This window comes from Bacillus sp. SRI_025, from assembly GCF_057592095.1.
In genome coordinates this window covers 238,103-252,454 of record NZ_JBYEGB010000004.1, presented here as the reverse complement: position 1 = coordinate 252,454, position 14,352 = coordinate 238,103, and the positions used below count along the sequence as shown (strand labels likewise).

Genomic DNA, 14,352 nt, shown 5'->3' with positions numbered 1-14,352 from the left:
CTATTTCACGAACTGAATATGTTATATAAGAAATGTATAGCGGTAAACAAAAACAACCTGCTTACATGATGTAAGCAGGTTGAAAATAATAAAATTAGAATTATCGTGGCTCAACAATCAATTTGATGGCTGTTCTTTCTTCTCCATCGATCAGAATGTCAGTAAAGGCTGGAATGCATATCAAATCCACTCCGCTTGGCGCAACAAATCCCCTTGCAATGGCGACAGCCTTAACCGCCTGATTCAGTGCTCCAGCGCCGATTGCTTGTATTTCCGCTGCACCGCGTTCACGTAAAACGCCCGCTAATGCTCCTGCTACTGAATTCGGATTTGACTTTGCTGAAACTTTTAAAATTTCCATTTCTGCTCCCCCTTAAATTTACAATGGATAAGTGAGTGTTCATTAGAACAATCTTTGTTAGATGATGCTATTTTTTTGAAAATCCATCCCCAAAATGTTTTTCAAAAATAGCAGGCTACCTACCATTTTTACTATATTCACGATAGAGGGCGCATATTCCTTCTTTCTGATTAATATTTTTCTGAAATAAATATGTGAACATTTATTCAAAGAAAATATGGTCATCATTTATCAAAATTCGATCAATTTTGACAGCTTTTTTCGACTGTTCGTCAATTTCTACGATGACTGCACTTAACGTCGTGCGGCCTTCCGCAATTTCAAACCGGACTGGGAGACTTGTTTTGAATCGTTTAATAATCGTTTCTCGGTCAACACCTAAAATGCCATCATAAGGTCCTGTCATCCCAACATCTGAAATATACGCAGTTCCTTTTGGCAATACGCGGTTATCTGCTGTTTGAACATGTGTATGCGTTCCAACGACACATGATGCACGGCCGTCTGTATACCAGCCCATTGCTTGCTTTTCACTTGTGGCTTCACCATGAAAATCAATAAAAATAAACGGTGTCCGTTTGGATGCTTCCGCAATTAATTCATCTACTTTTTGAAATGGGCAGTCAATTGGCGGTAAAAACGTACGTCCTTGCAGGTTAATGACAGCCAATTCTTTTCCTTGTTTTTTAATAAACGTGAGACCTTTTCCAGGTGTGCCTTCTGGGAAGTTAGCAGGACGGACTATATGGGCTGCATCATCGATGAAATCGAAAATGTCTCTTTTATCCCATGTATGGTTGCCCATTGTGAGCACATCAGCTCCTGCTTGCAGGAGCTCATGATAGATTTTTTCAGTCAGGCCTTTCCCGTGAGCAGCATTTTCTCCGTTGACAATGGTAAAGTGCGGCTGATATTTTTTCTTCAGCTTTGGCAAGTATTCTTTCAGTGTGTCTCTGCCAGGTGAACCGACGATATCTCCAACAAATAATATTTTCATGCGCTTTTGAACCCTTTCTCTTATAAATTGATCTTCTTATCAGTGTTGCATATTTACACAAAAAAATAAAGCGGCGCTAAGCGCACCGCTCTATTTTGCATACTCTACTGCGCGAGTTTCTCGAATGACTGTCACTTTAATGTGACCAGGGTAATCGAGCTCGTCCTCAATTCGCTTACGAATATCCCTTGCTAGACGGTGAGCTTCAAGATCATTAATTGAATCTGGCTTCACCATAATACGTACTTCACGTCCAGCCTGTATCGCAAACGATTTTTCAACACCTTCATAAGATTCAGAGATATCTTCTAATTTCTCAAGTCTCCGAATGTAATTTTCAAGCGTCTCACTTCTTGCACCAGGGCGTGCTGCAGATAATGCATCAGCTGCCGCAACAAGAACAGCGATAATAGATGTCGGTTCTTGGTCACCGTGGTGAGAGGCAATACTGTTGATGACAACAGGATGCTCTTTATATTTCGTCGCAAGCTCAACGCCAATTTCTACGTGGCTTCCTTCTACTTCATGATCAATGGCTTTTCCAATGTCATGCAGAAGACCTGCTCGTTTTGCAAGCTTTGCATCTTCTCCAAGCTCTGAAGCCATGAGACCTGCAAGATGTGCAACCTCAATTGAATGCTTCAGGACATTTTGTCCATAACTTGTACGGAATTTCAAGCGGCCGAGAATTTTGATAAGATCCGGATGCAGACCGTGAACTCCGACTTCGAATGTCGTTTGCTCACCCATCTCGCGGATATAATCATCGACTTCACGGCGTGATTTTTCCACCATTTCTTCAATTCGTGCAGGATGAATGCGGCCATCCTGGACTAGCTTGTCCAGAGCTATCCTCGCTGTTTCACGTCTAATCGGATCAAAGCCCGATAGGATAACAGCTTCAGGTGTATCATCTATGATCAAGTCAATACCAGTTAACGTTTCTAACGTACGGATATTTCGTCCTTCACGTCCGATAATACGACCTTTCATCTCATCATTTGGAAGATTGACTACAGATACCGTTGTTTCAGCTACATGATCAGCTGCACAACGCTGTAACGCAAGTGAAAGAATGTTTTTCGCCTTTTTGTCAGCCTCTTCTTTCGCTCGGTTTTCAGATTCTTTCGTCATGACTGCAATGTCGTGGGAAAGCTCATTTTCAACTTGATCCAGAATGATTTGTTTCGCTTCATCTCGAGTTAGACTTGAAATGCGTTCCAACTCGGCTTTCTGCAAACGAATCATATCATCCACTTTGCTTTCCATCTCTTCAATATGTTGTTGTCGTTCATTCAGAGAATGATCTCTCTTCTCCAACAGGGACTCCCGTTTATCTAAAGATTCGTCTTTGCGATCAAGATTTTCCTCTTTTTGAAGTAAACGGTTTTCTTGTCTTTGAAGCTCATTTCGTCTTTCACGAACTTCTTGCTCCGCCTCTACACGAAACGAATGAATTTCATCTTTCGCTTCCAAGAGCGCTTCTTTCTTCAATGCTTCCGCATCACGCTTTGCATCCTCAACAATTTGTTCGGCCATGTTTCTTGCGCCGGATATTTTTGCTTCTGCAATGGTTTTACGAACAAAGTAGCCAACAACTAAACAGATTAGGCTCAGCAAAATGGAGATGATCGTAAACATCGTAGGCGACATATTTTCACCTCCTCTTGCTATGAACTTGGTTTTACAAATAAAGTGTCGGCATGTACATTGTTTTGTGTCTCAACATACAGGGCCTTCACAGGGAATGAGATCCTCACTGCCCTTGTCAAGTTTAAATTAGTTATCAATCATGTTAAGAAAAACAAGTGATACATTCCCATTGTAATTGTGTCGGAAATACTTGTCAAGCTAGCTATCTTAGCGTTTGCAAAAGCAGATCAGAATTATTCTTGATTCAGCAGCTGATATACTTTATTGTTCACTTGGCCCAGTTTAGTGTTATTTTGTATATTGGAGAACAAAACAACGATGGTTTGACCAGATTTGCTAAAGCTGTTCAAAATGTTGAAGCCCGGCATGACACCATGGTTTGAATAGCTACCGGGAGCAACATAAAATCCCATTCCGTATGTGGAGCTGCTTCCTGGCGTAAACATCTTTTTATAGCTCTTCTGCGAATACAGTTTGCCGTCAATCAGGGCTTGGTCAAATTTGTACATATCTATAGCACTCATATAAATATCTCCAGCACCGTACAGCTGAGATAGATCGGGCATATACGGTGTAACCGCTTTGCTGCCTTTCAGCTTATACCCGACAGCAGGATAAGGTTCTTTTTTATATGTTTTGTAAAAGCCTGCATGCGTCATTCCCGCCGGTTTAAAAATATGATTCGTTATATATTGTTCATAGGACTCACCGCTTACTTCGGCAACAATATAAGCAAGAACAGAATAGTTGGAATCCTTATAGCCCCATACGCCCGGCTGACGATTAATTCCCTGACGTTCTATGTCTTTTATTAATTCGTCCGGAGTAATTGCGCCGTTTCCTTCAATATGTCCGTTTATTCCCGATGTATGTGTAAGCAGATTTTTCAAAGTAATTGTATGTCCGTTAGGGAAATGAGGTAAATACGTGCTTACCGGATCACTTGTCCGGAGTTTCCCCTTTTCCTCAAGCTGTAAAATGGCGGTTGCAATCAGCGCTTTTTGTGACGAACCGACATAAAAAGATGTTGATGGATTATTTCGAATTTTTCGTTTACGGTCTGCATAACCAAAACCTTTATTTGTTACGATTTCTCCATTCCTAACAATCATGGCGGTTCCGCTGAAACCAATCTCCTTTAAATAGCTGCTGATTTTGTGATTGCGGTCCACTGTTTTGATTTGTTCCTTTGATATTTTGGCGGTTTTCCTTTTGACTTCTTTTTTCTGGCTGTTTTCTAAAGCTACTGCAGTTTTTTGAAACGGGTTTTTTTCTTCACTAGTTCGATGAAGCACATTCCACATCGTAAAGCAAATCATCGCTGCTAAAAAAACAAGCACAAGTTTTCCCCTCTGACTTGGCTTTCTCCCTCTGCGTTTTGCAGTTCCTCTGCGGGTCGGGCTTGTCATTATTTTTTCCTCCCAAAATAAATTCCATTTTGTACACTTTAGACGGATGAAGTACTGAAAAAGTTGTCGAAAGTTTTTTGCAAAATAAAAAAGGCTGAGTTTTTCACTCAGCCTTTTTTATCATTTCATACTAATTTAATTTTTATTCTAATTCTAATTGTTCTAGCGCTTCTTCAGATTCCTGCTGCGTTACTCCGTTAGTATCCAAGCCGTAATGTTCTCGAATTTGCTCCTGGATCATCAGCATGATATCTTTATTTTCTTTTAGGAACTGTTTCGCATTTTCACGGCCTTGTCCAAGACGTTCCTCTTGGTAAGAATACCAAGCGCCGCTCTTTTGTACGATATCTAGTTCGCTTCCAAGGTCGATGATTTCTCCCTCTTTTGAAATCCCTTCACCGTACATAATGTCTACTTCCGCAATACGGAATGGCGGTGCTACTTTGTTTTTGACCACTTTAATTCTCGTTTTATTCCCCATAATGTCATTGCCTTGTTTCAGCTGTTCAGCACGGCGCACTTCTAAACGAACAGATGAATAGAACTTTAGCGCACGTCCACCAGGCGTTGTTTCAGGGTTACCAAACATGACACCAACTTTTTCACGAATTTGGTTAATAAAGATGGCAATTGTTTTTGATTTGTTGATAGCACCTGATAGTTTACGAAGTGCTTGAGACATCAAACGCGCTTGAAGACCAACGTGTGAATCACCCATGTCTCCTTCAATCTCTGCTTTTGGTACAAGAGCAGCTACAGAGTCAATCACAACAATATCAACTGCCCCACTGCGGACAAGAGCTTCTGCAATTTCAAGTGCTTGCTCTCCTGTATCCGGCTGAGAAAGTAACAGTTCATCAATGTTGACACCTAGTTTTTGAGCGTAAACTGGATCAAGTGCATGCTCTGCATCAATAAATGCAGCTTGTCCTCCCTGCTGCTGAACTTCAGCAATGGCATGAAGGGCTACTGTCGTTTTACCAGAACTCTCTGGACCATATACTTCGATAATACGACCTCGGGGATATCCGCCTATTCCAAGCGCAGTATCAAGTGCTAACGAACCACTAGGTACTGTTGAAATACGTGTATCTGTTTGCTCTCCTAGTTTCATAATAGAGCCTTTACCAAACTGTTTTTCTATTTGTTTAAGAGCCATATCTAAGGCTGCTTGACGATCACTCATTCTATTGTTTCCTCCTTTATCAATTCCACTATCTATACTATACCTTGTTTTACGTCATTTGCCAAGAAAAAAACGAACACATATTCGATTTTTTTCTCGACCGATTTTTTAAGAAAAGAGTGTTTTCTATTAGAAAAAAACGCTCTTTTATAAAGGAGTAAACCTAACAAAAAACAAAATTAACTCTCTTTTAATAAGTTGAGTAAGTGATGCAGACCATATTTCACAGCGCGCTTTCGAATGCCCGACCGGCTGCCCGTAAACATCCATTCAAACACGTCCGTCTGGTCTTTCGTGGATAATCCAATGAATACTTTTCCAACAGGCTGACCCTCTTGGGTATCAGGTCCTGCTACACCCGTAAAGCTAATGCCAATATCACTTCCGGTTAGCTTTCTAACCCCTTCAGCAAGCTCTAAAGCGCACTCTTTGCTGACAGCCCCATAAGAAGACAGTGTTTCTTCCCGGCAGCCAAGTACCTGCTGCTTTACTTGGTTTGTATAACAAACCACACTTCCGTTCAAAATGGATGATGCTCCTTCGAGATCTGTCAGCCATTCGGAGAACATTCCACCAGTCAGACTTTCTGCTGCTGCTACTGTTTTCCCATGCTCGTGCAAGGCTTTGGACGCTTCGCGGACAAGTGATGTATCCCCATATCCGTAGAAGTACTCTCCTACCCGAGCTAAAATTTTCGCTTCTGTTTCTTTTAACAGACGTTCTGTTTCTTTTTCATCCTCATGCTTAGCAGTCAGCCTTAGCGTCACTTCACCGTCAGATGCGAGTGGTGCAATCGTCGGGTTGGTTTGAGCATCAATTAAATCTTCTAGGTCTGTTTCAAGCTGCGATTCACCGATTCCGAAGAAGCGCAGAACAACAGACACAATTTTTTCCTTCAAGCCAAGCTTCTCAGAAATCAGCGGCTTTGCCTCGTTTTCAAACATCGGGTGCAATTCACTTGGCGGTCCAGGAAGAAGCATATAAAACGTATCGTCTTCTTGAACAAACATACCTGGGGCCATCCCGAAACGGTTCACGAGCACATCTGATCCTTCTAGAACGAGTGCCTGCTTACGGTTGTTCGGTGACATATCGCGGCCGGTCTTTCGAAAGTAGTCTTGAATCGATTCAAATGCTTCTTCATTTAGTACAAGCTCTTTACCGAGCGTGCTCGCAATTGTTTCTTTTGTTAAGTCATCTTTGGTTGGTCCAAGACCACCTGAGAAGATAATAAAATTAGATCTTTCCTGCGCCACCTGAATGGCCTGTTTTAAACGCTCTGGATTGTCACCAACTGCTGTGTGGTAATAAACATTCACACCAATTCCAGCTAGTTGTTTGCTGATGAATTGTGCATTCGTATTCGTAATTTGCCCTAGCAATAGTTCGGAACCGACTGCAATAATTTCTGCTTTTCTCTCTGACTTCAAAGCGTACACGTCCTTTTTAGTTAGAATTCTTTAAAGCTTCCCAGTTTTTTGCAAAGTAATCCCAGCCTGAGACAACAGTGAAGAACACCGCTACCCACATCGCTAGATCACCAAACGGGAATGATACAAGTTCAAACGGCAGGTTATGCAGTAAAAGTGCTGAGATCGCAATGATTTGCGCCCATGTCTTCACTTTTCCAAGCATATTCGCTGCCACTACTTCACCGCCTCCGGCTAATACAAGCCTTAGACCTGTTACAGCAAATTCACGGCTGATGATCACTATCGCCATCCATGCCGGTGTGAGGTTGTATTGAACAAGTATAATTAAAGCAGCTGAAACAAGCAATTTATCTGCAAGCGGATCTAAAAATTTACCAAAGTTCGTCACTAAATTAAGTTTACGTGCGTAGTAGCCATCAATCCAGTCAGTTGTTGAAGCGACAATAAACAGAAACGCTCCAACAAGGTGCGTTACTTCGATGCTGACGTCGCCAAAGCGTGCGACACCCCAATCAAACGGTGCAAGCATAATGATCATAAAAACAGGGATCAAGGCGATCCTAGAAAGGGTTATTTTATTCGGTAAGTTAAACATGAAATTCAATCCTCCAATAATGCAAATTTTTATGTATATATAATAGTAGGAACAAAAGAAAAGTCATCTACTTGCTTAAGATGACTTTTCCTTTCCTTTATTCACAATCACAATGTTTTGTGTCATGGTGTTCTTAGGGTCTAATTCGTACTTAAGTGTCTCGTCATTTACCTTGATATCAATTCCAGACGCATTGCCTAGACGAATATCGACCTGAGAAAGATCAGACAGGTCTGTTTTAAACGATTCGCCATCTTTTAGTTCACCCATCTTCAGCACTTTTCCAGATTCGTCTCTTACGCGCAGCCATGAAGCTTGCGAGGCAGAAATTGTTAACTCCATTTCGTCTGCACCTGATACTTCATACGTAGTCGTCGAGCCTTCTGTATTCGTCGCCTTTAAAGAGACCGTTTCATCGTCTTTTGATGAATCGTCTTTTTTAGATGATTTTTCTTTATCATCTGACGTAGCTTTTTCTTTTTTCTTTTGATCTTTTGCAAGAGATGAATCCTCAGATACTTCATATTTAGATTCTGATTGCTGAGGGGCCGCCTGATTATTCTTCTGTCCGCTATCATGATTGACCGCCTGCACGATCACATAAATGATGGCGATGACCACAATGATGCCTCCAATAATTAAAATTGTCGGCAATAGTTCAAGCACTTTCGAGGCAGGCTTTGGCAGCTCTCTTTGCGGCTTAATATTCGATAATTTATCAGATACTTCATCATTGTACGTGCTTGGAACATCTTTACGAAACTCTTCGAACAATTGTTCAGGATTCAGTCCAACGGCTTCGGCATATTGTTTAATAAACGCTCTGACGTAAAATTTACCTGGAATAATATCATAGTTTCCTTGTTCGATTGCTAGCAAATAGCGCTTTTGGATCTTGGTAACCGTCTGAAGATCCTCCAGCGACATCCCTTTTTCCTCTCTGGCCTCAACGAGCCGTTTTCCCAATTCAGTCAAAACAAACACCTACCATTACCATATTAAAAATCGAAGCCAGAAAAACCAGAATGATCAAACACTTGTGGTTCTTCAGCGTGTTCATATGTAATCTCTTCGTCTGCGCTATTACGCAATTCAATGATATAGTCGAAATCATCCATTGTATATTCTGAATTTTGAATAAAGATGTCTGGATGCTCGACCACCTTTGTTGCAGGCAGTCTCATAATTTCCCTTAAAAGCTGCAAATGCTTCTCAGAACCTCTTCTTGTCGACACAATTCCATCAATAATAAAGACGTTATCTGGGCTGTATTCATCTGCGATCAGCTGACTTCGGATCGTCTGTTTCAAAAGAGTAGACGATACAAACAGCCATCTCTTGCTTGCACAAACACTTGAAGCCACAATTGATTCTGTTTTTCCGACACGCGGCATACCGCGAATCCCAATCAATTTATGTCCTTCTTTTTTAAAGAGTTCAGCCATAAAATCAACAAGAAGACCGAGCTCGTCTCTTTCAAAACGGAACGTCTTTTTGTCATCCGCATCACGCTGTATGTATCTTCCATGACGAACAGCTAAGCGGTCACGAAGCTTTGGCTGTCTTAATTTCGTTACTTTTATCGTTTCCATTGTATTTAAAATTGATTCAAGCCGCTTAATTTGATCTGTGTGGTCACAGCGTAAAAGCATTCCGCGTCTTGATACATCAACACCATTGATTGTCACAATATTAATTGAAAGCATCCCCATTAGAGAAGAAATGTCTCCTAAAAGTCCGGGACGGTTTACCTGTATCTCATATTCAAAATACCATTCGAGCTTTGCCAAATGATATTACCCCCTTCATTGTGGCAAATTTTTACCTTCCTTTATCATAAAGCATTTTCACATTTTTAGAAAGCACAATGTTGTGAAACGGTTAAAATAAAAAGAGAGGCACAAACGACCCCTCTTTTTGTTTAGTGCGAGCTATTATTTTCAACTAACTTGACCATCATATTTGCAATGGCACGCTGCTCATCTTCTGATGCAACGCTCCAAAGGTCAGCAAGTACTCTTTCCTGCTCGTTCTTTGCCTCAACTTCGTTAGCTAGATATCCGCCAATTTCATATGCAAGGTTATTGATGGTCTCATCTTCTAAACCTTTATCCTGCGCATGATTTAAGCGATCACCTAAAAAGTTTTTCCAATGGTCCCAGTTCTCAAGTACAGACATGTCGATTCCTCCATTCGAAAAGATGAATTACAGCCATAGCTTTTGTCATGGAGAGACGAATTATACACGTTTTTTAACAGTACCAGCCGCCATTAACAGATAAAATTTGACCTGTGATATAACTTGACTGTTTTGAGGCGAGAAACCAAATGACATCTGCAACTTCCTCAGGCGATGCAAGCCGGCCAAGCGGGATTTCTTCTTCCAGCATTGCGATGTCTTCCTGCGTAAAACTACTCATCATGTCTGTTTTGACAGCACCTGGTGAGACAGCATTTGCTCTAATTCCACTTGGGGCAAGCTCTTTTGCTAATCCTTTTATAAACGCATTTTGCGCACCTTTGACCATGCTGTACAGCACTTCACACGATGCTCCCGTTTCTCCCCATATCGAGCTGACCGCAATGATATGGCCTGCTTTCTTTTGGATCATGGCAGGTAAAAGGGATTGGGTAAGCTCATATGGACTTGTGACATGAAGCTGCACCATACTGGCTAATACATCTTTTTCTGTGTCTGTCACCAATCCGACATGGCTCCTGCCGCTATTTAAAACAAGTATATCTGGACAGAGCGGCAGGCGGCTGACAAGCTCATCTGCTCCGCCCGTTATAGCTAAATCTGCTTGAACGACATGCGTCTGAATGTGATATGCCTCATCCAAATGAGCGGCGAGGCGCATAGCTGCCTGTTCATTTTTATGATAATGAAGCATTAGGTTGCAGCCTTCTTGGGCAAGCTTTTTGGCTGCTGCCTGCCCAATCCCGCCACTGGCACCTGTTATCAGCGCCCAACGACTCATCACATTGATTCCTTCTTTCTATATGGGATACCTATTCTTTTCGTTTAAATGGGAACCAGTTGGCTGATCCGAACAATTTCACCATTACAGGTACGAACAATGGTAGCACAACGAGTGCGTACAATAAAAGTCCTGTGAGGACAAGTGTCGCAATCTGCAAGAGAGACAGCACACCTGATGGAAGCATTGCGGCAAATGTTCCTGCCAGAATAACAGCAGCAGACATAATGACAGATCCCATATTTTTCATTGATTCGGTCATGGCAAACTGGATGTCTTTTGTTTTGTATTCATTGAATCGCTCCATTAAGAAAATCGAATAATCGACTCCGAGCGCCATTAATATGACAAATCCAAAGAATGGTACAGCCCAGTTAATGCCTGGATATCCGAAGAAATGGGTGAAAATAAATTCTGTTATACCGATTGCTGTAAAGTAAGTCAATATGAGTGAACCTACCAAGTACAGCGGCATAACAAGCGAACGGAACAAGATCACCAAAATAAGGAAAATACCAATCATCATGTAAAGCACCGTCTTATTGAAATCTTGGTCTGACAGCTGTTTCAGATCAGCGTTCATACTTGATACACCTGAAACGCCAAATGACGCATCTTTTAGGTTTGTTTCAGGAAGTGCCCTTTCAACAGAAGCTTCCACTTGTTTTATTGTCGACAGAGCTTCATTTCCATATGGATTTTTTTCTAAAATGACATCAATTTTTGTCATCTTGCGATCATCTGACATGTATGAATCAAATACTTGCTTGAACGCTTTATTTTTTAAGACGTCTTTTGGAATAAACCAGCCGGCCATGTCTTGATCTGGTGCATTTTTCAGTTCATCTAAGTAGTCACCTGCACCCATTAAGCCGCTCGAAATTTTCTCCAGTCCATTAACACTTTTGTTCAGGCCATCTGTCAGCTTTGTCAGATCATCCCCAAAGCCGCCAATCTTTTCTTTCATTTGCTTTTGACCATTAATGATGTCGCCCGCTCCATTTGCAAGCTTTGGCATATTATCAGCTAATTGTCCTTGGCCTTTAGACGTTTGATCCAGTCCAGTTTCAACTGCATCTAAGCCAGCAATGAGTTCATCGATTTGACTCGTCAAGACTTTTTGCTGCTCTGAGGCTTTTGCGATAAAGGCATCAGCTGCTTCAAGCTGCTTTCTAGCTTCTTTCGCTTGTTTGGCATAGCTGTCTGCCTGTTTCGCCCCTTCTTGCAAGGTCGCAGAAAGTTCATTGTACGAAGCTTTGATCGCTTGATACGATTGATTTTCTTTTACCTGCGGGATTTGCTTTTCAAGTGTACTAAATTGTGTATTTGCTTGTTTGATTAACGCTTTTACATCTGCTGCGGCAGAGGATGATGTATCCACTTGCGCTAACGCCGCCTTTAGTTCTTTAGAAATGCTTTTATACAGCGAAACTTGCTGATTCACTTGTGCGACTTGAGCCGTTAATTCCTTTTTCGCACCTTTGATTTCATTTTTAATGGCTTCTACACCTTTTTTATTTTGGTCGATGCCGTTTTGCAATTTTCTTAAGGATTTTTCAACATTTTGAATCCCTGTTTGCACAGATTCAGTACCGGAAATCAATTGATTAATCCCTTTTCCTGATGATTTGATTTGCGGCGTTTGATCCTCAATGGATTGACTCATTGTTGTGAGGGCATCCTGAATTTTTTTCAATCCTTCATTGCTTTTATCAAGCCCTGTGTTCAGTTCCTTGGCTTGTGATTTCACGTACAGATCACTCAGCCCTTTACCGACAGGACGGGTAGCACTTCTGACTTTGCTGACACCATCTGTTTGTTCAATTGCACGGCTGAGTTTTTCGATGGCAATCAGCCCTTCATTGTTGTCTAAAACATCAGCTGATTTCACGACCACTGTTGCCGGAAGTGCTTCACCCGGTCCAAACTTGTCAGAAATGGTATTGAATGCGTTGACCGATTCGTATTTGTTACCAATTTCATCTAAGCTGTTATAAGAAAGGGTTCCTTTATACATCAGAATGGGCGGAAGTGTAATGATTCCTACGATTATTAAGCTGAAAAGCGGTTTCTTAAATGAAAAGCGGCCTGCTGTTTCCCACATTTTTGACTGCGGGTGAGCAATATCGCCTTTAATCGGCCAAAATAACACCTTTCCTAAAACCGCCATAAAGAACGGTACAATCGTGAGAAGGGCCACAATGAGCACAGCAACCCCGACTGCTACTGCAACAGCTGATTTATAAAGCTGAAATTGTGCCAGACCAATACATGTAAAACCAATCAGAACCGCAATTCCGCTGAATAAGACGGTCTTTCCTGCTGTTTTATACGTAATGAGAATCGCCTCAATTTTATCTTTACCATGTGCGATCTCTTCCTTAAAGCGGCTGAGAAGCAGTATGCAGTAGTCCGTTCCAATTCCAAACATGATCGCGACCATAAAGATTTGAGTAAAGGTCGAGAGCGGAAAGTCTACATATTTTACTAAATAAGCCACGATCGATTGACTCACCAAGTAAGACAGTGCCACTGCGACTAACGGAACGAAAGGCGCCACAGCTGATCTAAAAACAAGAACAAGAACGACGAGAATAAACCCAATCGTAATGAATTCTGTTTTCTTCAAGCCTTCCTGCGAACTTGTGATAACATCATCATCAATTAACGGCTGCCCTGTCATTTCAAATTTCAGGTTTAAGCTTTTCAGCTTTTCATTGACTCTTTCTTTAAAATCGGATGCTTTGATTTTGTTTGAGTCATATGTAACTGGAACAAGAAGTGTCGTTTGATCTTTGGAGAGCATTTGTTTTTTAATATCTTTATTGGCTTCAAAGTAAGAAGTGATGTCCTCTATGTGGAGATCTTGACCCTTTTCTAAAATGTCCATTGCCTTTTTTAAAGAGGTTTCTCTTTCTTTCACAATGTTCTTTTCTTGAAAGACAATGACGATTGATTTTTCTGTATCCCCGTTTTCAGACATTTTCTTTAATAACTGATTGGCATATGAGGACGGATAGCCGTCTGGTACAGAAATTTGCCCCTTTTCTTTTGTTAATTGCGCCATATTAGGAGCGGTGATGAGTAACACTGCCGCTAATACGACCCACAGGATCGTGATCAGCCATCTACCCTTTATGATTGCTCTCATTAGTACTTTGTGCCTCCTCTTCGATGATCACTTGATAGATCTTTTCATATGTTTGAATAAATGATTCCATTTCTTTTTCTTCAAGCTTTTCAAAATAAGATCGAACTAGGTCTTGAAGCTGCTTTTCCATTCGGCTGACTACATCTTTGCCCTCTGGCGTGACATACAGGTGAACATTTCTTCTGTCAGCTTGATCATGTTCACGAAAAATATAGTTTCTCGTAAAAAGACGATTGGTCATAGATGTTACAGCACTTTTGTTTACATTACATACATAAGCCAGGTCCGTTGATGTACACCCCGGATGTAAATTGATGTATCGAAGGGAGTAATATTGATCAAGCGTCAGCTCTTTATCAAGCTTTTCTGTGATCATACTCGATACTTTTTTCTCCATCATGAGATAGACATCTGTATACCTCTGGATGAGCTGGGCAATTTTATTTTGTTCCATACGCTGCTCCTTTTTAGTTTAAGTGTTTAACTATTAAAGAGTTTAACTAACGAACAAAACAATTGTCAATGAATATCCTCGCAAATAAAGCGGCTTTTTCAATAAACATAAAAAAAGACAAACTCTGCCGAT

13 protein-coding genes are annotated in these 14,352 nt (G+C 41.2%); all 13 read right to left on the bottom strand.

Translation table 11 applies throughout. The features are described from left to right. Window positions 1–100 precede the first annotated feature (100 nt). The 13 genes from spoVS to AC20OE_RS13485 all read right to left on the bottom strand — a co-directional run bounded on the left by spoVS (window position 101) and on the right by AC20OE_RS13485 (window position 14,220). On the bottom strand, window positions 101–361 hold the full coding sequence (spoVS, locus tag AC20OE_RS13545; protein WP_003211281.1) for a stage V sporulation protein SpoVS: 261 nt from the start codon (window positions 359–361) through the stop codon (window positions 101–103). 202 nt (window positions 362–563) lie between these two features. Continuing rightward, window positions 564–1,358, bottom strand: coding sequence for a TIGR00282 family metallophosphoesterase (locus tag AC20OE_RS13540; RefSeq protein ID WP_058837655.1), 795 nt, complete (start codon window positions 1,356–1,358; stop codon window positions 564–566). 90 nt (window positions 1,359–1,448) lie between these two features. Continuing rightward, window positions 1,449–3,011: a ribonuclease Y gene (rny, locus tag AC20OE_RS13535; RefSeq protein ID WP_003211958.1), complete on the bottom strand. Its 1,563-nt coding sequence runs from the start codon at window positions 3,009–3,011 to the stop codon at window positions 1,449–1,451. A gap of 233 nt (window positions 3,012–3,244) precedes the next feature. Continuing rightward, on the bottom strand, window positions 3,245–4,420 hold the full coding sequence (locus AC20OE_RS13530) for a serine hydrolase domain-containing protein (protein WP_059376232.1): 1,176 nt from the start codon (window positions 4,418–4,420) through the stop codon (window positions 3,245–3,247). Window positions 4,421–4,562: 142 nt separating this feature from the next. Further along, on the bottom strand, window positions 4,563–5,606 hold the full coding sequence (gene recA, locus AC20OE_RS13525) for a recombinase RecA (RefSeq protein ID WP_039178719.1): 1,044 nt from the start codon (window positions 5,604–5,606) through the stop codon (window positions 4,563–4,565). Between the two features lie 179 nt (window positions 5,607–5,785). Beyond that, complete coding sequence (locus AC20OE_RS13520) at window positions 5,786–7,036, bottom strand: competence/damage-inducible protein A (RefSeq protein ID WP_099663268.1); 1,251 nt, start codon at window positions 7,034–7,036, stop codon at window positions 5,786–5,788. Between the two features lie 16 nt (window positions 7,037–7,052). After that, a complete protein-coding gene (gene pgsA / locus AC20OE_RS13515) occupies window positions 7,053–7,634 on the bottom strand; it encodes a CDP-diacylglycerol--glycerol-3-phosphate 3-phosphatidyltransferase (protein WP_487268898.1) in 582 nt (193 codons plus the stop codon). 75 nt (window positions 7,635–7,709) lie between these two features. Further along, a complete protein-coding gene (locus tag AC20OE_RS13510; RefSeq protein WP_059376236.1) occupies window positions 7,710–8,609 on the bottom strand; it encodes a helix-turn-helix domain-containing protein in 900 nt (299 codons plus the stop codon). Window positions 8,610–8,632: 23 nt separating this feature from the next. Next, window positions 8,633–9,424, bottom strand: a complete 792-nt coding sequence (locus AC20OE_RS13505) for a DUF3388 domain-containing protein (RefSeq protein WP_003211480.1) — start codon at window positions 9,422–9,424, stop codon at window positions 8,633–8,635. A 131-nt stretch (window positions 9,425–9,555) separates the two neighbouring features. Continuing rightward, the gene (locus AC20OE_RS13500; protein WP_024424114.1) at window positions 9,556–9,813 is read right to left on the bottom strand and encodes a DUF3243 domain-containing protein; all 258 of its coding nucleotides are present in this window, start codon (window positions 9,811–9,813) and stop codon (window positions 9,556–9,558) included. A 73-nt stretch (window positions 9,814–9,886) separates the two neighbouring features. Continuing rightward, window positions 9,887–10,615, bottom strand: a complete 729-nt coding sequence (gene ymfI, locus AC20OE_RS13495) for an elongation factor P 5-aminopentanone reductase (RefSeq protein ID WP_039178709.1) — start codon at window positions 10,613–10,615, stop codon at window positions 9,887–9,889. A gap of 31 nt (window positions 10,616–10,646) precedes the next feature. After that, window positions 10,647–13,766: an MMPL family transporter gene (locus AC20OE_RS13490; RefSeq protein WP_487268897.1), complete on the bottom strand. Its 3,120-nt coding sequence runs from the start codon at window positions 13,764–13,766 to the stop codon at window positions 10,647–10,649. After that, window positions 13,744–14,220: a MarR family winged helix-turn-helix transcriptional regulator gene (locus AC20OE_RS13485; protein ID WP_039178702.1), complete on the bottom strand. Its 477-nt coding sequence runs from the start codon at window positions 14,218–14,220 to the stop codon at window positions 13,744–13,746. Before AC20OE_RS13485 ends, AC20OE_RS13490 begins: the two co-directional genes overlap by 23 nt. Window positions 14,221–14,352 lie beyond the last annotated feature (132 nt).